This is a genomic window from Kribbella sp. CWNU-51, assembly GCF_054073265.1.
Genome location: NZ_JBSXMZ010000004.1, coordinates 589722 through 607575, shown reverse-complemented (window position 1 = coordinate 607575; position 17854 = coordinate 589722). Strand labels below are relative to the sequence as shown.

Genomic DNA, 17854 nt, shown 5'->3' with positions numbered 1-17854 from the left:
TGGTCCGATTCGGCGCCCATCAAGGACAACTGCTGATCGCCCGCGGAAGTTCCGTGCCTCTCCGTCACCGGGAGATTACAGAAGTCGGGAACGACGACCGATAGGTGGTCAGGCTGTCCGAGGGCGGCGCTAGGTTGCCGGCATGGATTGGCAGAGATGGCATAACGATTATGACCAGCCGGGGTCGGGTCTGGCACGGCGGCTGGCAGTGGTTCAAGGGCAAGTGCGGGCCGCGTTGGACCGGGCGCCGGCTGGTGCGGTGCGGGTGATCAGTCTTTGCGCTGGGCAAGGACGGGATGTGCTCGATGTGATGGCCGAGCATCCGCGGCGTAGCGACATTCGGGCCAGGCTGGTCGAGTTGGACCCGCGGCTCTCGTCGTTCGCCGACGAGAGGGCACGAGACCTCGGCCTGCAGGGCCAGGTCGAAGTGGTGACCGGGGACGCCGCACTGATCGATCAGTACGGCGGGATGGCGCCGGCCGGCGTGGTGCTGGTGTGCGGGGTCTTCGGCAACATCTCGGACCAGGACATCGAGGCCACGATCGACGCGTGTCCGCAACTGTGTGAAACCGGCGCGACGCTGATCTGGACGCGGCACCGCGAGGATCCGGACCTGGTCCCGCAGATCTGTGCGTGGTTCGAGGCGCGGGAGTTCGAGCGGGTGTGGGTGTCCGATCCGGACGCGGGCTTCGGTGTCGGCGTCCATCGCTTCACCGGCGAACCGCGACCACTGGTCCCGGGCCGAACCTTGTTCAGCTTCGTCAGCGGCCGAGTCTGACGCCGGTCAGCTCGTCCAGGGGCGCAGCTTCTCCGGGTTGCGGACCGCCCAGATGTTCGTGATCCGGTCCGCGGCGATGTCGAACGCGATCACCGTCTCGGTGACGCCTTCGAACTCGATCACCAGACCCGGCTGGCCGTTGACGGTCCGTTCCACCAGCGTGCGGCCGTAGTCCAGGACCGGCAGGCCGGTGAAGTACTGCGCGACGTTCGCACCACCGTGGACCGGCTCGAGCGCGGCGATCACGACGCCGCCGCCATCGGCGACCGCGGTGACGTCGGGGTCGAGCAGATTGACGAGGGTCGCGATGTCGGTGGCCTCCCACGCCTCCTTGAACTGGCGAATGAGCTCGGCGCGCCGGGCCGTCGGCGGTGCGGGGGTCTGCGCCTCACTGATCCGGCGCCGGGCCGAGGACGCCAGCTGACGGCACGCCGCGGGGGTCCGGCCGACGATCTCGGCCACTTCGGGGAACGGGTACCGGAAGACGTCGTGCAGGATGAACGCGACCCGCTCGGCCGGCGTCATCGCGTCGAGGACGACGAGGAACGCCATGTTCACCGACTCGTCCAGCGTGACTCGATCGGCCGGGTCGGTGCCCGCCTGCCAGTCGGCGTTCTCCGGCAGGGGCTCCGGGATCCATTCGCCGACATACCGTTCGCGCCGGACCCGGGCCGAGCGCAGCAGGTCGAGGCAGATCCGGCTCGCGACCTTCGTCAGCCAGGCGCCGGGGGAGTCGATCGCCTCTTGCTCACGGTTCGGCATCGCGTACCACCGGGCGTAGGTCTCCTGGACGGCGTCCTCCGCGTCGGCGAGCGAGCCGAGCAGCCGGTAGGCGAGGTTGATCAGCTGCCGCCGCTCGCTCATGATCGCGCTCAGGCCCGGCTCGACCTGGTCGTCCCCGGTCATGGTGCTTCCCTTCGTCGGTTCCGCCTCTCCTCGGTACGACGAAACGCCGTACCGAAGTGTGAGGTCATCACAGTCCGGCCGACCGTTCCGTCGTACTGATCATGACTACACAACACGCAGATGAAGCAGACATCCGGGACCGGATCAACACGCTGGTCGGCGCTATCCGGACCGGTGACATGGGGGCCGTGAAGACGATCTTCGCGCCGCACGTGGTCTCGTTCGACATCGAGGCGCCGCTGCGGCATCTGGGCGCGGAGGCGAAGTGGCGGAACTGGGAGAAGGTCTTCTCGATCTATCAGTTGCCGCTCGACTACGAGGTCCGCGACCTCACGGTGCTCGTGGATGGCGACCTTGCGGTCGTGTTCGCCGTCAACCGGATCAGCGGCACGCTGGTGAACGGTCCCAAGACCAACCAATGGGTCCGTTGGACGGCCGCCTGGCAGCGGATCGACGGCCAGTGGATGGTCGTCCACGACCAGGTCTCGGTGCCGACCTACTTCCCCGAGGGTCGCGCGGCGCTGGACCTCACGCCCTGAGCCAGGCAGGCCATGGGCGGAGCGCGCCGGCGGTCTCAGCCAGAGCCGTCAGCGCTTCGGCCGTGGTGGGCCGCCGGCCGGGCTGCGGCGCGATCAGCCCCTGCAGGCTCGCGGGCAGCTCGGCGCCCGCCTCGGCGAGGGTCTGGCCGAGGCTGTAGAGATCCATCGCGACGGACACCGGCTCGCACGCCTCCTGCTCGGGGGAGGCGTACCCGACGGTCCCGACCGGGTGACCCGCCGGTTGCTCGCTGCCGATCCGGCGAGCGCTGCCGAAGTCGATCAGGACCGGGCGGGCGTCGCGAAGGACGATGTTGTCCGGCTTGACGTCCAAGTGGGCCAGACCGCGGTTGTGGAGCGCCATCAGTGCTGGGAGCAGTTGCGCGCCGAGCAGCGCGGTCTCTTCGGCGGTCAGTACGCCGTTCTCCTCGAGCTCCTCGGTCAGCGTCGGGCCGTCGACGTACTCGAGCAGGACGTGTGGGATCGGGTCGCCGGTGCCGTCGGCCAGCAGACGTGGGAGGGCCGGGTGGCTGTTTCCCGCCAGGGCGGCGGTCTCCCGCTGCAGCGACTTCGTCGCGCGGGGATGGTGGATCTGATGCGGACGGGCGGCCTTGAGTACGGCGGGGGACCACAACGCGACCGACCAGACCAGCCAGGTCTCGCACCGGTGGCCGACGCCGAGACGCTCCAGTGCGAAGGTCCCGCCCGGCAGCTCGCAGCCCTCGGCCCAGTCCCAGACGGCCAGTCCGTCGTCGGTGTCGACAATCATCGGTCCGCCTCTCTACTTTTGGCCGGGCCTTCGGCGCCGGCGGGTCATGGGGCCTTGGCTCATGACCGTGAAGCCTGCCGCCGGCTGAGGGCCGGCGGCAGGCTGGTGGGTCAGCCGCGGGAGCGGCTGCGGGAACGGCTGCGGCTGCGGGAGCGCGAGCGGCTGCGGGACCGTCCGTGGCCGTGGTGCATGACCGGCTTGATGCGGAGCATGGTGGTCACCTCCTTCCACTGAGTTGGTGTTCGTGCAGGGTGACGACCCGGTCGGCGATGGCCGCCAGGTCGCGATCGTGGGTGACCAGCAGGACCGTGCGTCGCGCGGTCGTGGTCCGGATGGCCTCGATCACCGCGGCCGCGGAGACCGGATCAAGGGACGCGGTCGGCTCGTCCAGCAGGACCATCGGCGCGGATGAGACGGCGGCCCGGGCCAGGGCGACCCGGCGGCGCTGACCGCCGGACAGCCGGACACCGCTCTCGCCCAGCGGTGTGTCGTACCCGTACGCCAACCGTCCGGTGAATTCGTCGACCAGCGCCGCCTGCCCGGCCGCGATGACACCCGCGCGGGTCGCGTTCTGGTTGCCGAAGGCAATGTTCTCGGCGACCGTCGCGTCCAGCAGCCACGGGTCCTGCGGGACGAACGCGAACCGGTCCCGCAGGCTGCGCTGGTCGCAGTCCCGGACGTCCACGCCGTCGATCAGGATCCGTCCGGCGTCCACGTCGTACAGGCGGAGCAGGAGGTGCAGCACGGTGCTCTTGCCGATCCCACTCGGTCCGAGCAGGCAGACGGTCTCGCCGGCCGCGATGTCGAGGTCGAAGTGATCGAGCACCGGCTGACCGGTCTCATAGCCGAACGAGACCCGCTCGAACCGTACGCCCGACCGCAGTGCCGGGGCCGGCCGAGCGTCGTACCGATCCTCGACCGCCTCGTCGCAGTGCAGGATCTCGCGGACCCGCGCCGCACTGGCACCGGCCTTGGCGAGTACGACGGACAGCCGGGTCAGGCCGCGCACCGGGGAGTAGAGGTCTCGCAGGTAGGCGAGTACGACGAGCAACTGACCGACCGTGAGCGCTCCGGACAGCACGTGCCGTCCACCGATCACCAGCACCAGGGCGGCGCCGATCGCCAGCACGACATCGGCCATCGGGGTCCAGCGCGCGTCCACCTCGATCGCTCGCAGCTCGACATCGAGTACGGCGCGATTCCGGGTGCCGAAGATCGCGGCGGCCCGGTCGATGCGCCCGAAGGCCTGCACGGCGCGGACGTTCCGCAACAGATCGGTCGTTGCCCCGGCCAACCGTCCCGACTCGGTCCTCGCATCCTGCTGGGCGACTCGGATAAGCCGACGCTGCCGGACAGCCAGCGCGCCGAGCACCGGTGCGACCGCCAGGCCGATCAGGGCGAGCTCGGGGTCGAAGGCGAACAACAGCGCGAGGACGCCGGCGAGCATCACCGCATCGGGCAGGAACGAGGTAGTCACCGCGACCACCGCGTCGAGCACCCGACCGACATCCGTGGTCAACCGGGACACCAGCTCGCCGCTGCGCATGCGGTCGTGCCACCGCAGGGACCGCGTCATCGTGCGCTGGAACATCGTCGCGCGGAGTGAGGCGCCGATCCGCTCGGCCGCACCTTCGACGCTCCGCAGACTCGCCATATCGAGCAATCCGATGATTGTCGACAAGAGGACGCTGCCGATGGCTGCCAGTCCCAGGACGACGACCGGATTCGCCGCGGGATCCGGCCCGAGGGCGTGATCGACCGCGAGGGCCAAGGGCCACGGACGGACGAGAACCGCGCCGACTCGCAGTACGACGAACCCGGCCGCGAGGGCGAGTGCAGGGAACTGCACTCGGGCGGCAGGCCCGGCGACGGCGAGTGAGAGCGGAAGCTTCATGCCGACAACCGTCGTCGCCGGCTGGTCGGCTTCGGTAGTGCACCTTGGTACTACGACTGTCGTCGGGCTGCCGCGCGGCGCCGGGCAACCCCTACGATCCCAGGCATGGTGAGACTGCGACGCTCGCGCACGGACCGTGGGCCGATCTCGACGGTCGGGCTGCTGGTGCGATTCACCGCGGCCGGACTGATCGTGCTGCTGTCCCTGGCCGCGCTGATCGCGCTCGTGGCCCGTCAGGCCGGCGTCGAGCAGGCAAGGGAGTCGGCTCGCCAGGTGACCTTTGTGACCGCGCGCGGGGTGGTCGAGCCGCGCCTGGACGCGGGGGTGATCGCCGGACAGCAGGCCGCCTTGCGGTCGTTCGACACGGCGATGCGGAAGTACGTGCTGCAGGGATCGCTCGTCCGGGTGAAGTTGTGGAATGCCGACGGCCGGATTGTCTACTCCGACGAAAGCCGCCTGATCGGTCAGCAGTTCCCACTGGGCCCGGAAGAGGAGGCCGCTCTGCGGCAGCAGGGGAGCAGCGCGTCGGAAGTGAGCGACCTGAGCCGGCCGGAGAACCAGTTCGAGATCCCGTACAAGAAGCTGCTCGAGGTGTACGTCGGGGTCCGGGGGCCGCAGGGGGAACCCATGCTGTTCGAGGCGTACTTCCAGTACCAGGCGGTGAGCGACGCCGGAAAGGCTGCCTGGCAGCGGTTCGCACCACCCGCGCTGGGTGCGTTGCTCGTGCTGGAGCTGGTCCAGATTCCGTTCGCCTGGTCGCTGGCCCGGCGGGTGCAGCGGCAACAGCGGGAGCGGGAACGGCTGCTGCAGCACGCTGTCGACGCCTCGGACGCCGAGCGTCGGCGGATCGCGGGGGAGTTGCACGACGGCGTCGTACAGGAGCTCACCGGGCTGAACTACGCGTTGGATGCCATGCGGCTGGGGAATCCGAGCGAAGGGCAGCGAGCGGACTTGATCGCGGAGAGTGCGGGGAGGTTGCGCGCGAGCATCGGGTCGCTCCGGTCGTTGCTGGTCGACATCTATCCGCCGAACCTCGCCGAGGAAGGACTCACGTCGGCGTTGGCGGAGTTGGCGGCGGGGCTCGAGCGGACGGGGGTTGACGTACGGCTCGAGACCGATGGGGTGGAGGAGTTGCCGCCGGCTGCCGCGGCGTTGTTGTTCCGGGCGGCGCAGGAAGTCGTGCGGAACGTGGCCGCTCACAGCGGTGCGCGTGAGGTGCTGATCAAGGCGCAGCGGGTCGACGGCCGGGGAGTGCTGATTGTCGACGATGACGGCCGCGGGTTCGACGAATCGCGACTCGATGAGCGGAGCAGCAACGGGCACCTCGGGCTACGCTCGATCGGCGACCTGCTCGCCGAGTCGGGTGGCACGCTGACGGTCCGGGCCGCTCCCGGGCAGGGGACACGGGTGGAAGCCGAGGTGCCGGTGTGATCCGGGTGCTGATTGTCGACGATCATGCGATCGTGCGGACCGGCCTGTCCCAGCTCCTCGGTACGGCGGACGACATCGAGTTGGTCGGAGCCGCGAGTGACGGTGCCGAGGCGGTGACGATGGCGGCCGAGTTGCGGCCGGACGTCGTACTGATGGATCTGTCGATGCCCGGGACGGACGGGATCTCGGCGACCGGGCAGATCGTCGCGGCCGATCCAGGCGTGCATGTGCTCGTGCTGACGTCGTTCAGCGATCAGGCTCGGATCCTGGATGCGCTGCAGGCCGGAGCTGAGGGGTATCTGCTGAAGCACAGCGAGCCCGAGGTGATCCTGGCCGGGGTGCGCGAGATCGTCGCCGGCGGATCGCCGCTGGATCCGAAAGCGGCGCGTGTCCTGCTGACGAACCGGCGGAGCCCAGGTCCGGAGACGAAGCTGACCGATCGTGAGCAGGAGGTGCTCGACATGGTCGGCGCCGGTCTGCCGAACAAGACGATCGCCCGCCGGCTCGGCATCAGCGAGCGCACGGTGAAGGCCCACCTGACGAACGTGTACCAGCGGCTCGGCGTGACGGACCGCACCCAGGCCGCGCTGTGGGCTCAGCGCCAGCGCCGGGACGAGTAGGTACTAGTACCAAGGTCCGATAGCGCCGGCCGGGTAGCTGCGACAGCATCGAGGCATGGACTCGGAAGACCTGCGCCGCCGCCCCGTCGTACTGCGCACCAGCGGAGCCGACGCGGAGCCGCAACGCCGCCCGGTGCGCTACCTCGCCTGGGCCGGCACCGGCTTGCTGGGCCTGGTCGCGGCAGCCGGGCTGGTCGCCGGAGGTACGGCGGTCTGGTCCGCCTTCGATCCTGGTACGCCGGGCCGGTCGCCCGCGCCACTGTGGTTCCCGCCACCGGAGAACATCACTCCCCAGAGCGCGAAGGTCACCCCGACCCCGGACGACCACGGCGGCGACCGCACCCGCACGCCCGGCCCCAGCACCGCGACCACCGAACCCGGCGACGACAAGGGCGGCGACCGGACCGCCACCAACAAACCGACCTCAGGCAAGTCGAGTTCAGGGTCGCCGACCTCGGGGACGCCGACCTCAGGAAACAGCGGCTCGGGCAAATCCGGCTCGGGGAAGTCGTCCGACGACGGCGCCGGCCACCGCTGAGGTCAGCTCACCCGTGGACTGCCGGCAACGATCTGGGTCCCCGCGACGCCCGCGATCACCGCGGCCGCATCGTCCAGAGAGCCGATGGCGGCCCGGCCCTTGGTCGCTTCCACGAACCGGCCGGCGGCGGTGACCTTCGGCCCCATCGATCCCGCGGGGAAGCCGAGCGCGGCGAGGTCCGCGATCCCGATCTCGTGCAACGGACGTTGGGTCGGCGTCCCATAGTCGAGATAGACCGCCGGCACATCGGTCAGCATCACCAGCAGATCCGCCCGGAGCTCCGTCGCGATCAGCGCCGCGGTCAGATCCTTGTCCACGACGGCATCGACCCCGGCCAACCTCGCGGCACCTTCGAGCACTGGGACGCCTCCGCCGCCGGCCAGGATCACGGTGACGCCGTTGCGGAGGAGGATCTCGGCAGCGTCGAGCTCGACGATCCGGCGCGGCTCGGGTGACGCGACGACGCGGCGCCACTCGACGCCGTCCTGGTGGAAGGTCCAGCCTGTCGTCGACCCGAGCAGGCGCGCGTGGTCCTCGGGATATCCGGTCCCGACGTACTTCGTCGGCGTACCGAACGCTGGATCGTCGGCGGAGACGACGGTCTGCGTGACCAGGGTGACCGCCCGGCCGGGCAGGCCCGCGTTGGTCAGTGCCTGCTGGATCCAGTAGCCGATCACGCCCTGGGTTTCGGCGACCAGGTCGCTGAGCGGATACGGCTTGGTCAGGCCCGGGTCCGCCGTGCTCTCCAACGCCAGCAGCCCGACCTGCGGTCCGTTCCCGTGCACGATCACCACCTCGTGCTCGGCCGCCACGACCGCCAACGCCGGCGCCGCCACGGCCAGATGGGCCACCTGCACCTCTGCATCCGGCCGTTCCCCGCGCCGCAACAACGCATTCCCCCCGAGCGCGATCACCATCCGCATACCTTCAGCGTGACACGCACACCCAGCGAGTTCGCGCACTCACAGACCGTGTGGTTGGGAATGTGCACGCGAACGGGCTCAGCTGCGCGGCTCGGCGAGTGGCACGCGCAGTTCGAGAACGGTGCCATGCGGCTGATTCGTCTCGAGCCGCACGGCACCGCCGAGTACCTCCGCCCGCTCCTGGAGGTTGCGGAGTCCGCTGCGGTGGTCTACCGCGGCCACGCCGACGCCGTTGTCGGCAACCCGGCTGATGACCTCGGTCGCGGTCGCCGTGACGTCGACGGTCACCGCGGTGGCTTCGGCGTGGCGTACGACGTTCGAGAGCGACTCACGGACCGCTGCGAGGATCTCGGGACGGACCTCCAGCGGTACGACGGCATCGAGCGGGCCGGTGCAGGTCAGCTCGGCGCGGAAGCCGAGGGGTCCGGAGTACTCGGAGACCAGCGCCTGGAGGTCGGATCGGAGCGAGCGGCGAGCCGGGTGGTGGTGCAGCTCGAAGATCGCCGCGCGCAGGTCGCGGATGGTGGAGTCGATGTCCGCGATGGCGCGATCGATGCGTTCCTGGACCTCGGCGTCCACCATCCGGTGAATGCCCTGCAATTGCAGCCCGGTCGCGAACAGGCGCTGGATCACCAGGTCGTGCAGATCCCGGGCGATCCGGTCGCGGTCCTCCAGGACGGCGATCATCGAGTGCTCCCGCTGAGCCTGGGAGCGATCCAGCGCCAGCCGCGCCTGGGCCGCGAACATCCTGACCAGCTCGTCGGCCTCGTGCACCGCACCACCAGGCTCGGCCGCCACGAAGAACAGCCCGCCCACTGCGGACGACGCCGGCGGCAGCGGAGCGACGAGGGCCGGTCCGAGTGACGCGATCTCGGGTATGTCGACCACACTCACCCGGTCGGCGCGCACCAGGTGATCCAGTCCCGCGACCCGCTTGCCGACGTACTCCTGGAGCTCGGACGGCCCGTCGAGCGCGGCGAACACGAGGTCGTCGTGGTCTGTCAGCAGGACGGCGCCGGCGTGCGCGCCGGACACGTCGCGGGCCCGGCGGGCGATCAGCCGGAGGGCGTCCCGCTCGTCGAAGTCCCCGAGCAGGAACTGTGTGATCTCGGCGGTCACCTCGTACAGGCGCCGCCGGCCGACGTCGTCCTGATCGCTCACCTGGCCACGGTACGAAGCCCGTGGCAGTTTGGGAACGCTTCGGAGCCGTTGCCCTGAGCATCAATAGGTGCGCGCCGGCCGCTGAGCGACTCGACACCGAGCCGGAACAACGGGCGGCCACGCGGCCCCACCCACGACGGCGCGGTCCGCTCCAGGTCGGCCGCCTCAGCCGCGGGTACGACGGACAGGTGGCCGATCGAGGTCACTGTCCACCCGAGGTGCCGGGACGGATCGAAGTCATCCACCTCGAACGCGACCACGTCACCACGATGGGCGGCCTGGAGCCATTCGGGGTCGTCGGACACGAAGACGATCGTGTCCGTGTCGACGAGGAAGTTCACCAGCCGGACGACCGGCAGGCCGCCCTGGGTGAAGACCAGCCGCCCGACCGGGACCGAGCCCAGCAGGCGGAGACATTCGCCGGCGTCGAGAATCTCGCGGGCGGCGCCGTCCTGGCTTCGCATCACAACCTCCGGGGTCGGCTTACTCTGAGCGAGACGGGTGCTGCCGGGGGAAGCGAGACGCGATGACGATCACGGTGTTCCTGCTCGACGACCACGAGGTCGTCCGGCTCGGGCTGCGGCAACTGCTCGAGAGCGAGCCGGACATCGAGGTGATCGGCGAGGCGTCGACCGCGGCGCACGCCATCGCGCGGATCCCGGCGCTGAGCCCGGATGTCGCCGTCCTGGATGTCCGGCTGGGCGACGGCGACGGGATCACCGTGTGCCGGGAGGTGCGGTCGTCGATGGACACGCCGCCGGCCTGCCTGATGCTGACCTCGTTCTCTGACGAGGAAGCCTTGTTCACCGCGATCATGGCCGGTGCGGCCGGCTACCTGCTCAAGCAGGTCAGCGGCACCGACCTGGTCGGAGCGGTACGGCGTCTGGCCGCGGGGGAGTCGCTGCTCGACCCGGCGATGACGGCGCTGGTCCTGGAGCGGCTGCGGAATCCGGTCGATGTCGAGGACGACCCTCGCTACCAGTCGTTGACGGATCAGGAGCGCCGGATTCTCGACGAGATCGCGGTGGGGAAGACCAACCGGCAGATCGCGCAGAGCATGTTCCTGGCCGAGAAGACCGTGAAGAACTACGTCTCGGCCCTGCTGCGCAAGCTCGACATGGAGCGGCGGACCGAGGCGGCCGTGTACGCGGTCGAGCGCGCGAAGCGCCGGCCGAAGACCTGACCCGCTGTCACCAGGCGCGGATGCGGCGGCCACTGATGTGCTCCGGCTCGATCACGACGAGGATCTCCCGTTCGTCGCCCGACTCGTCCATTAATGGTCGCCACGCGAACATCTCCTGGAGGGAGCCCTGCCGGCAGCGGCCCGAGACGAGCACACTCCAGCCGTCCCGCGCGGCCCCGTCCAGCCGATCGACCTCGAACGCCACCGGACCATCGCCGTACTGGGCGATCGCCGTGTCAGCCCCGGTCCGGAACACGATCAGCCGGTCGTGGAGGGTGTAGGTCACCGTCCGTACCGACAGCCGGCCGGACAGGTCGAACGCGAGCCGGCCACTGCCGCCGGGCGCCAGCAGTGCGAGGCACTCGTCCTCGCGGAGGTGGTCGAGGACCGGATGGAGGGCAGCGAGCCCACGGACGGGCGTTGTCCGTGAACCCGTCAGAGCAGAGACGGTGGTGTCCAGCGCACCGGCCAGCCGGATCAGAGCCCCAGCCGTCAGCTGCTGTGACTCCTGCGACGCGTCGGCATCCGGCCCGGACCGCGCAGACCCCTCCTCCTGCGCAAGTTCGAGCGGGACCATCCGCCGCGACGGGTCTCTCCCCTGCGGAGACCGTGATCGGCCGGACGATGACATCGAACACTCCTTTCCTGCCGCTGCCTCGATCCAACCGGTGGAGCCGACCCGACCGGCAGTGCCGGAGGACCTTTCCCGGCAGGTCCGAAAGTCCCCGCCGGCTGAGGCCCCCACTGTCGGGATCCGGCCGGATCCCGATCGTCTTGGTGGTGTCGAGTGAGTGTGAGACTGACCGCAGGAGGTGTGCGCGTGAAGTACGTGCTGATGTTCGTGGAGACCGAGGAGTACGCGAAGGAGCTCGACGCGATGGCGCCGGACGAGCGGGACGTCGAAAACGCCAAGGCCGCGCTCGCCGAACTCGATGAGTTCTCGACGGACCTTCAGGCGTATCCGTTGTTCCATGCGACGCACGCACAGTTCCTCCGCGACCTCGGTCGCGACGCCGAAGCCCACGCGGCCGACCGACGGGCCGCCGACCTGACCGCCAATCCCGCCCAACTCGGATTGGTGCAGGAGCGGCTGGCCCAGTAATCGAGATGCTCCTCGGCGTCAAACGCTCCGCAGCACCGACACTACGATCCCGAGGATGACCGCGGTGTCGCCGTCGATGACGTCGTACGCGGGGTTGCGCGGCTCCAGGTACACGTGGCCGTTGCGGCGGCGGTAGACCTTGACGGTCGCCTCGTCGTCGATCATCGCGGCGACGATCTGGCCCGAGTACGCCTCGGACTGCTGCCGGACCACGACGAGGTCGCCGTCGCAGATCGCGGCGTCGATCATCGACTCGCCCCGGACCCGCAGGCCGAACACGTTCCCGCGGCCGGTCAGTCCGCGGGGCAGTTGCAGTACGTCGTCCACGTGCTCGACGGCGGAGATCGGCGTACCGGCAGCGATGTCACCGACCACCGGCACCGGCACCGAGTCCTCGGACTCCCGGGCGGTCGGCTCCGGCAGGAACATCCGTACGTCGATCGGTCGCGAGACCGACGGGCTCCGGCGCAGGAACCCCTTGTCCTCCAGGCTGGCCAGGTGCTTCGACACCGACGACGAGGACCGCAGTCCGACCGCGTCACCGATCTGCCGGCTGCTCGGCGGGTACCCGTACCGCGTCACCCAGTCCCGGATCACCACCAGGATCCGCTGCTGCCGCTCGGGGAGCGCGGCGGTGTCGAGGTCCCCGAACAGATCGAGATCAGTCACCACGAGATCCTAGAGCGACCCACCCCAAGGACCTCCGCCCGACCCGCCGCACCGGATCGGCAACATCCGCGGATCGGCTCCGACGTCGCCCCCGAGAGCGTGCAGAGGGCGCGCCGAGGAGGTTGTCATGAACGTCGGACGCGCACGCTGGGCCGTGACCGCGGTGTTCTTCGTGAACGGATGCCTGATCTCCAGCTACCTGTCCAGGATCCCGTCGATCAAGGCCGAGCATCAGCTGACCGAGAGCCAACTCGGCATCGTGCTCACGCTCTTCGGCGCGGCGGCGCTGGTGTCGATGCAGTTCGTCGGCGCCCTGGTCGCTCGAGTGGGCAGCCGGCGGCTGATCAGGATCGCGCTCGCGGTCCTTCCGTTCCTGCTGGTGGGTGTCGGTCAAGCGCGCAGCGTCGTACAACTCGGCCTTGCGGTGCTCCTGATGGGATTCGTGCATGGTGCGGTCGATGTGGCCATGAACGCCCATGCGGTCGCGGTCGAGCGGCTCCGTGGGCGGCCGATCATGAGCGGGTGCCACGCGGCGTGGAGCGTCAGCGCGGTGCTGACCTCGCTGTCCAGCGCCATGGCTACTCGTGCTGGCGTCGAGCTCGGCACCCAGTTCGTGGTCGTGGCAGCGGTACTGCTCGTGGTGGGACAGGTTGTCACGCGCGGGCTGCTCCCGCCCGCGGCCGACCAGACCGATCGCGTGACACGATCCGGGTGGACTGTCGGCTGGACACGGCCGGTGCTGATCTTCGGTGCGATGGGCTTCGTGGTGATGATCGGCGAGGCGGCTGTGATCAGCTGGAGTGGCGTGTTGCTGCACGAGTCGCGCGGCGCGGACCTCGCGACGGCCGGCCTGGCGTTTACCGCATTCACCGCCTTCCAGACCGTCGGCCGCTTGGTCGGCGATCGGTTGACCGAGCGGTACGGCGCCGCCGCACTGTTCCGGACCTGCGCACTGGTGGCCGTGGTCGGGCTGACCGTGGTCGTCGCCGTACCGCTGTGGCCGGTGTCGATCGCCGGCTTCGCGCTGGTCGGGCTCGGCGGATCGGTCCTGCTCCCGTTGGTCTTCAGCGCGGTTGGTCGCACCGGCCAGGCCGCGACCGCGGTGTCCCGGCTGACCACCTTCACGTACGCCGGAGTCCTGATCGGACCGGCGATCGTCGGCTGGTTCGCGGCGGCGGTCGGGTTGGTCTGGACGTTCACCGGGCTGCTGCCGCTGCTCATCGGCGTCGCGGCGAACAGCCGGTTGCTGTCGGCGAGGCCGGCCGCGCGGCAGGTCCCTGCAATGCCCCTGATTTCGGGAGAGCGGTAGAAAGAATTCTTCCCACCATGCCGGATGTGCAGTCTACGATCGGGCGGATGAACGGTCCGCCGGAAACTGTCCTCGAAGCGTTCGGCCTGGCCGACAGCGCCGTACTCCTGCCCGGTGGACAGGGGGACACGTGGCGGTGCGGGGCTGTCGTGCTGAAGCGTGCGGGGATGCCGGCGGAGGCCGAGTGGCGGGCCGCCGTGCTGGATCAGCTGCCGGAGTCGACCGCCTTCAGGGTGGCTCGGCCGGTGCGGAGTGCGAGTGGTGCGTGGGTCGCGTTCGGCTGGGAGGCCTCTGAGCTGCTGGCCGGTGCCACGGACGTGAGCCGGCAGGACGAGGTGCTGACGGCCGGCGTCGCCTTCCACGAGACGGTTGCGGGATTGCCGCGCCCGGACTTCGTCGATATGAGGGACGATCCCTGGTCGGACGGCGATCGGGTCGCCTGGGAAGAGCGGTCGATCGGCGGGAGTCCGGCGTACGTCGAGCTGGTGTCGCCGCTCGTCGAGGCGCGTCGGCCGGTCGACCTCGTGGCGCAGGCGGTGCACGGGGATCTGCCGGGGAACGTGATGTTCGCCGACGGGTTGCCGCCGGCAATCATCGACTGGCCGGTGTACTGGCGCCCACCCGCGTGGGCGTCGGCTGTCGCGGTGGCCGACGCCCTGTGCTGGTACGACGCCGAGCCGGAGCTGGCGGCGCGGTGGTCGGAGTTGCCGGAGTGGGGGCAGATGCTGGTGCGGGCGCTGATCTATCGGATGGCGACCGACGAGCTCGCCCACGGCCCGGAGGTCTGGACGACCGATCGCCGGGTGGTCTATGAGCCCGTGATCGAGCTGGCCCTCTCGTACGTGGGCTGAGCTGCGCCGATAGCATCTCGGCATCGAGGCGAGTGCCGGAGGCTCTTCGACAAGAGCGTGCCCGCTCGCCTTGACTTGGGGGATCGCAGGGTTGGGTCTGGGGGGCTCGCACTTTCCGCCGGATCACGCCGTCCGTCCGAAAGTGAGGAGCATTGGTGAGGTTGTTCAAACCTGGGGTGCCGGCACTTGCCCTCGGCCTCGTCGCCGGAGTCGCCGTCACCGGCGCGGCCGCCGCCGACGAGACCCAGACCGTCTCGTACCGCGGCTACCAGGTCACCGTTCCGGCCAGTTGGCCGGTCGTCGACCTGGCTGCCGACCCGACCGCTTGTGTCCGGCTCGACCGGCCCGCCGTGTACCTCGGCCGCAGTACGGCGCAGGCCGACTGCCCGGCGCACCTGGTCGGCCGGAGCTCGGGGCTGGTCCTCGAGCCGTTGACCACTGTCCAGCCGTCCACCGACGGCCTGCTGCGTCGCGCGATCACGGATGCCGGCGTGCTCGCGACCGCGTACTACGCACCCGGCACCGAGCGGGCGGCGAGCGATGTCCTGGCCACCGGGCGTGTCGTCTCGAAGTCGCAGTCCGCACGCGTCGCCCAGCCGGCCGCGGTCACTCCGTCGGTGGTTGCTACTGGCAACTTCGCAGGCGAGGGGTTCGACACCTGCGCGGCGCCGGCGCAGGCGTCGATGGATGCGTGGCGCGCGAAGTACCAGGGTGTCGGCATCTACATCAGCGGTGGTCTCCGTGCCTGCGCTCAGACCAATCTGACCGCGGATTGGGTATCCACGAACGCGAGTAAGGGCTGGCAGTTCCTGCTGGTCGACGTCGGCCTGCAGGCGCCCTGCACGAACTACTCGAGCCGCATGTCGTCGGTCGCCGCGACCGCGTTGACCCAAGGCCGGAACGCCGCGATCAATGCGGTGGCCGCTGCCCAGGCACTCGGCTTCGCCCAGCGGAGCGCGATCTACAGCGACATCGAGGCCTACACGTCGACGTCCGCCTGCAAGGCCGCGGTGCTGTCCTACCTGAGCGGCTGGACGCAGGAACTGAATTCGCGCGGCTATGTCGGCGGCGCCTACGTCGGCGCCGCCTCGGGTGGCGCGGACCTGGCCAGCGCTTACACGAGTACGGCGTACACGCGGCCGGACAACCTCTGGTTCGCGCACTGGAAGTCTGTGCCGGTCGGGACGAGCCGCTTCATCCCGGCGGCGGACTGGAACAACCACCAACGCGTCCACCAGTACGACGGTGACGTGCCGGACACGGTCGGCGGCGTGACGATGTCGATCGACAAGGACTACCTGAACCTCACCGCTCCGCCGCCGCCCGTCGCGAGCTTCAGCGTCACGGGTGGAGCCGCCGCCGCGACGTTGCGGTGGACGAAGCCGGCCAACACGACACTCGGCCAGATCATGGTCCGGAGCGCGGTCGGTGCGACTCCGCCACCGCTGCCGACGTCCGGTACGGCGGTCTACAGCGGCACGGCGAGCCTGTTCACGGCGACCGGGCTGTCGAACTCTGCCAGCTACGCGTACCGCGTCTGGGTGAAGGACAGCAAGGGCAAGGTCGGGCCTGGCGTGGACGTCCGGCTGGTCGGGACGAAGGCGACCATCGGGGCCACTGCGGCGTCGATCACGTACACCGGGCCGGTCACGTTGTCGACGACGGTCACGCGACTCGACGGAGCCGCGAAGCTGAGCGGCGTACCGGTCGTGCTGTATTCGAAGGCGAAGAACGCGAGCAAGTGGACGACGCTCGCGCAGCTGACGTCGGACGCGAACGGTGTCGTGACGTCGGTGCAGAAGCCGGCGGTGTCGACGTACTACATGTGGGGCTACAACGGCGCCGTCGGGCTGCTCGGGACGCGGAGCTCGGCCGCACTGATCGAGGTGCACCCGGCGATCTCGGCGTACCTGACTCCGGCTGCGATCAAGCTCGGCGCATCCACGGTGATGTACGGCTATCTGAACCCGCCCCACGCGGGCACGACGGCGTACCTGCAGCGGCGGTCGGGGACGACCTGGGTCGCGGTGACGACCGGGAAACTGGCAATCAATGGCAAGTACGCGTTCAGCATCAAGCCGACGGCGCGCGGGACCTACACCTACCGCGTGGTGTGGCTGGCCGATGCCGACCATCAGGGGACGCAGACGGTGTCCAAGGTGCTGACGGTCAGCTGAGCGTGGGTCCGAGGCCGGCCGCTCGGTGTGTGCGGCCGGCCTGCGGGGCGATCGTCTCGGGCGATCAAGATCATCGGAAACAATCGCTTTTCGTGATGCTGTGCGGCTTCTACGGTCGGAGACATGACTTCCGAGAGGCTCTATCCGGTCAACGGCGCGGAGATCTGTGCGGAGACGTTCGGTGATCCCGCCGATCCGGCGGTCCTGCTGATCCATGGCGGCTCGGCCTCGATGCTCTGGTGGGACAGCTGGTTGTGCGGGAAGCTCGCGGTCCGCGGGCGGTATGTGATCCGCTACGACCAGCGTGACACCGGTCGATCGACGTCGTACCCCGTCGGCCGGCCGCCATACTCGCTGCGGGACCTGGCCGCGGATGCGGTCGGTCTGCTGGATGCCTTAGGCATCGATCATGCGCACGTGGTCGGGCAGTCGATGTCCGGCGGCACGGCGCTCACGCTCGGTGTCGACTACCCTTCGCGGGTTGCGTCGGTGACCTTCGTGTCGACGAGCACGGGCGCGGACGGCCTGCCGCCTCCGTCGCTGCCGCATCTGGAGCGGCCCGACTTCGACGACCCGGCCGCCGTCGAGGAGTACGTCGTACGGTCGATCGAGGCGGAGTCAGCCGGGTACTTCGACGAGGCCGCGGCGCGTGATCTCGTACGTCGCGACATGGGGCGGGCCCGGGACTATGAGGCGTCGCTGACGAACCACTACGCGATGGCGTTCGACGTACCCGTGAACGGTGGGTTCGCTGATCTGTCGATGCCGGTGCTGGTGGTGCACGGCTCGTTGGATCCGGTCTTTCCGCCGGCGCACGGGGAGGCCCTTCGCGCGGCCGTGCCCGATGGTCGCCTGGTCGTTCTCGAGGGTGCGGGGCACGGGGTTCCAGCCGAGCTGTGGGATGTCTTTGTCGACGCCCTCAGCGATCACACCGCGAGCCGATGATGCGCTTCGCGATGTGGGTGCCGCTGTTCGACGAACTTGCGGCTCCACTGACGGTTCCGCCG

General features: G+C 69.6%; 19 protein-coding genes. 11 read left to right on the top strand and 8 right to left on the bottom strand.

From position 1 onward, the window contains the following. Positions 1-142: 142 nt before the first annotated feature. Positions 143-778 (top strand): class I SAM-dependent methyltransferase family protein, encoded by a 636-nt coding sequence (locus ACXC9Q_RS04920; RefSeq protein ID WP_457055261.1) that lies wholly within the window; start codon positions 143-145, stop codon positions 776-778. Between the two features lie 6 nt (positions 779-784). Here the strand turns inward: ACXC9Q_RS04920 and sigJ are convergent, their stop codons facing one another. Further along, a complete protein-coding gene (sigJ, locus tag ACXC9Q_RS04915; RefSeq protein WP_457055260.1) occupies positions 785-1684 on the bottom strand; it encodes an RNA polymerase sigma factor SigJ in 900 nt (299 codons plus the stop codon). Between the two features lie 101 nt (positions 1685-1785). Between sigJ and ACXC9Q_RS04910 the strand changes: the two genes are divergently transcribed. Then, positions 1786-2223 carry a YybH family protein gene (locus ACXC9Q_RS04910; protein WP_457055259.1) on the top strand — a complete coding sequence of 146 codons (438 nt, stop codon included), beginning with the start codon at positions 1786-1788 and terminating at the stop codon, positions 2221-2223. On the opposite strand, the gene ACXC9Q_RS04905 is transcribed toward ACXC9Q_RS04910, so the two are convergent. Together ACXC9Q_RS04905 and ACXC9Q_RS04900 are read right to left on the bottom strand one after the other, a co-directional pair. Further along, entirely contained in the window at positions 2213-2989 is a 777-nt protein-coding gene (locus tag ACXC9Q_RS04905; RefSeq protein WP_457055258.1) for a serine/threonine-protein kinase, read from the bottom strand. The genes ACXC9Q_RS04910 and ACXC9Q_RS04905 overlap by 11 nt on opposite strands. A gap of 217 nt (positions 2990-3206) precedes the next feature. Beyond that, positions 3207-4883 (bottom strand): ABC transporter ATP-binding protein, encoded by a 1677-nt coding sequence (locus tag ACXC9Q_RS04900; RefSeq protein ID WP_457055257.1) that lies wholly within the window; start codon positions 4881-4883, stop codon positions 3207-3209. 105 nt (positions 4884-4988) lie between these two features. Between ACXC9Q_RS04900 and ACXC9Q_RS04895 the strand changes: the two genes are divergently transcribed. Genes ACXC9Q_RS04895 through ACXC9Q_RS04885 form a run of 3 tightly spaced genes read left to right on the top strand, consistent with a single transcriptional unit; the run spans position 4989 to position 7472 of the window. Then, the gene (locus ACXC9Q_RS04895) at positions 4989-6314 is read left to right on the top strand and encodes a sensor histidine kinase (RefSeq protein ID WP_457055256.1); all 1326 of its coding nucleotides are present in this window, start codon (positions 4989-4991) and stop codon (positions 6312-6314) included. Beyond that, positions 6311-6934 (top strand): response regulator, encoded by a 624-nt coding sequence (locus ACXC9Q_RS04890; protein WP_457055255.1) that lies wholly within the window; start codon positions 6311-6313, stop codon positions 6932-6934. Before ACXC9Q_RS04895 ends, ACXC9Q_RS04890 begins: the two co-directional genes overlap by 4 nt. A gap of 55 nt (positions 6935-6989) precedes the next feature. Then, positions 6990-7472, top strand: coding sequence for a hypothetical protein (locus ACXC9Q_RS04885; RefSeq protein ID WP_457055254.1), 483 nt, complete (start codon positions 6990-6992; stop codon positions 7470-7472). Positions 7473-7474: 2 nt separating this feature from the next. On the opposite strand, the gene ACXC9Q_RS04880 is transcribed toward ACXC9Q_RS04885, so the two are convergent. The 3 genes from ACXC9Q_RS04880 to ACXC9Q_RS04870 form a co-directional block, all read right to left on the bottom strand. Next, positions 7475-8395, bottom strand: a complete 921-nt coding sequence (locus tag ACXC9Q_RS04880) for a carbamate kinase (protein WP_457055253.1) — start codon at positions 8393-8395, stop codon at positions 7475-7477. 78 nt (positions 8396-8473) lie between these two features. Next, positions 8474-9556 (bottom strand): sensor histidine kinase, encoded by a 1083-nt coding sequence (locus tag ACXC9Q_RS04875; protein ID WP_457055252.1) that lies wholly within the window; start codon positions 9554-9556, stop codon positions 8474-8476. Next, complete coding sequence (locus tag ACXC9Q_RS04870; protein WP_457055251.1) at positions 9553-10020, bottom strand: pyridoxamine 5'-phosphate oxidase family protein; 468 nt, start codon at positions 10018-10020, stop codon at positions 9553-9555. The genes ACXC9Q_RS04875 and ACXC9Q_RS04870 overlap by 4 nt, the downstream gene beginning before the upstream one ends. Positions 10021-10082: 62 nt before the next feature. Here ACXC9Q_RS04870 and ACXC9Q_RS04865 point away from each other — a divergent pair, with 62 nt between their 5' ends. After that, positions 10083-10739, top strand: a complete 657-nt coding sequence (locus tag ACXC9Q_RS04865) for a response regulator (RefSeq protein ID WP_457055250.1) — start codon at positions 10083-10085, stop codon at positions 10737-10739. Between the two features lie 7 nt (positions 10740-10746). Here ACXC9Q_RS04865 and ACXC9Q_RS04860 read toward each other — a convergent pair whose 3' ends face one another. Then, entirely contained in the window at positions 10747-11370 is a 624-nt protein-coding gene (locus ACXC9Q_RS04860; RefSeq protein WP_457055249.1) for a pyridoxamine 5'-phosphate oxidase family protein, read from the bottom strand. A gap of 189 nt (positions 11371-11559) precedes the next feature. Between ACXC9Q_RS04860 and ACXC9Q_RS04855 the strand changes: the two genes are divergently transcribed. Further along, positions 11560-11841, top strand: coding sequence for a hypothetical protein (locus ACXC9Q_RS04855; RefSeq protein WP_457055248.1), 282 nt, complete (start codon positions 11560-11562; stop codon positions 11839-11841). An 18-nt stretch (positions 11842-11859) separates the two neighbouring features. On the opposite strand, the gene lexA is transcribed toward ACXC9Q_RS04855, so the two are convergent. Then, positions 11860-12510, bottom strand: a complete 651-nt coding sequence (gene lexA / locus ACXC9Q_RS04850) for a transcriptional repressor LexA (RefSeq protein WP_457055247.1) — start codon at positions 12508-12510, stop codon at positions 11860-11862. A 127-nt stretch (positions 12511-12637) separates the two neighbouring features. On the opposite strand from lexA, the gene ACXC9Q_RS04845 reads away from it, so the two are divergent. The 4 genes from ACXC9Q_RS04845 to ACXC9Q_RS04830 all read left to right on the top strand — a co-directional run bounded on the left by ACXC9Q_RS04845 (position 12638) and on the right by ACXC9Q_RS04830 (position 17792). Next, the gene (locus ACXC9Q_RS04845) at positions 12638-13819 is read left to right on the top strand and encodes an MFS transporter (protein WP_457055246.1); all 1182 of its coding nucleotides are present in this window, start codon (positions 12638-12640) and stop codon (positions 13817-13819) included. A gap of 47 nt (positions 13820-13866) precedes the next feature. After that, complete coding sequence (locus tag ACXC9Q_RS04840) at positions 13867-14670, top strand: TIGR02569 family protein (protein ID WP_457055245.1); 804 nt, start codon at positions 13867-13869, stop codon at positions 14668-14670. A 155-nt stretch (positions 14671-14825) separates the two neighbouring features. After that, positions 14826-16847, top strand: coding sequence for a glycoside hydrolase domain-containing protein (locus ACXC9Q_RS04835; protein WP_457055244.1), 2022 nt, complete (start codon positions 14826-14828; stop codon positions 16845-16847). Positions 16848-16970: 123 nt separating this feature from the next. Then, positions 16971-17792: an alpha/beta fold hydrolase gene (locus ACXC9Q_RS04830; RefSeq protein WP_457055243.1), complete on the top strand. Its 822-nt coding sequence runs from the start codon at positions 16971-16973 to the stop codon at positions 17790-17792. The last annotated feature ends 62 nt before the right edge of the window (positions 17793-17854 follow it).

Bases quoted from the DNA above. Each gene is read 5' to 3' on its own strand.
- ACXC9Q_RS04920 (WP_457055261.1), top strand. From the start codon at position 143: ATGGATTGGCAGAGATGGCATAACGATTATGACCAGCCGGGGTCGGGT.
- sigJ (WP_457055260.1), bottom strand. From the start codon at position 1,684: ATGACCGGGGACGACCAGGTCGAGCCGGGCCTGAGCGCGATCATGAGC.
- ACXC9Q_RS04910 (WP_457055259.1), top strand. From the start codon at position 1,786: ATGACTACACAACACGCAGATGAAGCAGACATCCGGGACCGGATCAAC.
- ACXC9Q_RS04905 (WP_457055258.1), bottom strand. From the start codon at position 2,989: ATGATTGTCGACACCGACGACGGACTGGCCGTCTGGGACTGGGCCGAG.
- ACXC9Q_RS04900 (WP_457055257.1), bottom strand. From the start codon at position 4,883: ATGAAGCTTCCGCTCTCACTCGCCGTCGCCGGGCCTGCCGCCCGAGTG.
- ACXC9Q_RS04895 (WP_457055256.1), top strand. From the start codon at position 4,989: ATGGTGAGACTGCGACGCTCGCGCACGGACCGTGGGCCGATCTCGACG.
- ACXC9Q_RS04885 (WP_457055254.1), top strand. From the start codon at position 6,990: ATGGACTCGGAAGACCTGCGCCGCCGCCCCGTCGTACTGCGCACCAGC.
- ACXC9Q_RS04880 (WP_457055253.1), bottom strand. From the start codon at position 8,395: ATGCGGATGGTGATCGCGCTCGGGGGGAATGCGTTGTTGCGGCGCGGG.
- ACXC9Q_RS04870 (WP_457055251.1), bottom strand. From the start codon at position 10,020: ATGCGAAGCCAGGACGGCGCCGCCCGCGAGATTCTCGACGCCGGCGAA.
- ACXC9Q_RS04865 (WP_457055250.1), top strand. From the start codon at position 10,083: ATGACGATCACGGTGTTCCTGCTCGACGACCACGAGGTCGTCCGGCTC.
- ACXC9Q_RS04860 (WP_457055249.1), bottom strand. From the start codon at position 11,370: ATGTCATCGTCCGGCCGATCACGGTCTCCGCAGGGGAGAGACCCGTCG.
- ACXC9Q_RS04845 (WP_457055246.1), top strand. From the start codon at position 12,638: ATGAACGTCGGACGCGCACGCTGGGCCGTGACCGCGGTGTTCTTCGTG.
- ACXC9Q_RS04840 (WP_457055245.1), top strand. From the start codon at position 13,867: ATGAACGGTCCGCCGGAAACTGTCCTCGAAGCGTTCGGCCTGGCCGAC.
- ACXC9Q_RS04830 (WP_457055243.1), top strand. From the start codon at position 16,971: ATGACTTCCGAGAGGCTCTATCCGGTCAACGGCGCGGAGATCTGTGCG.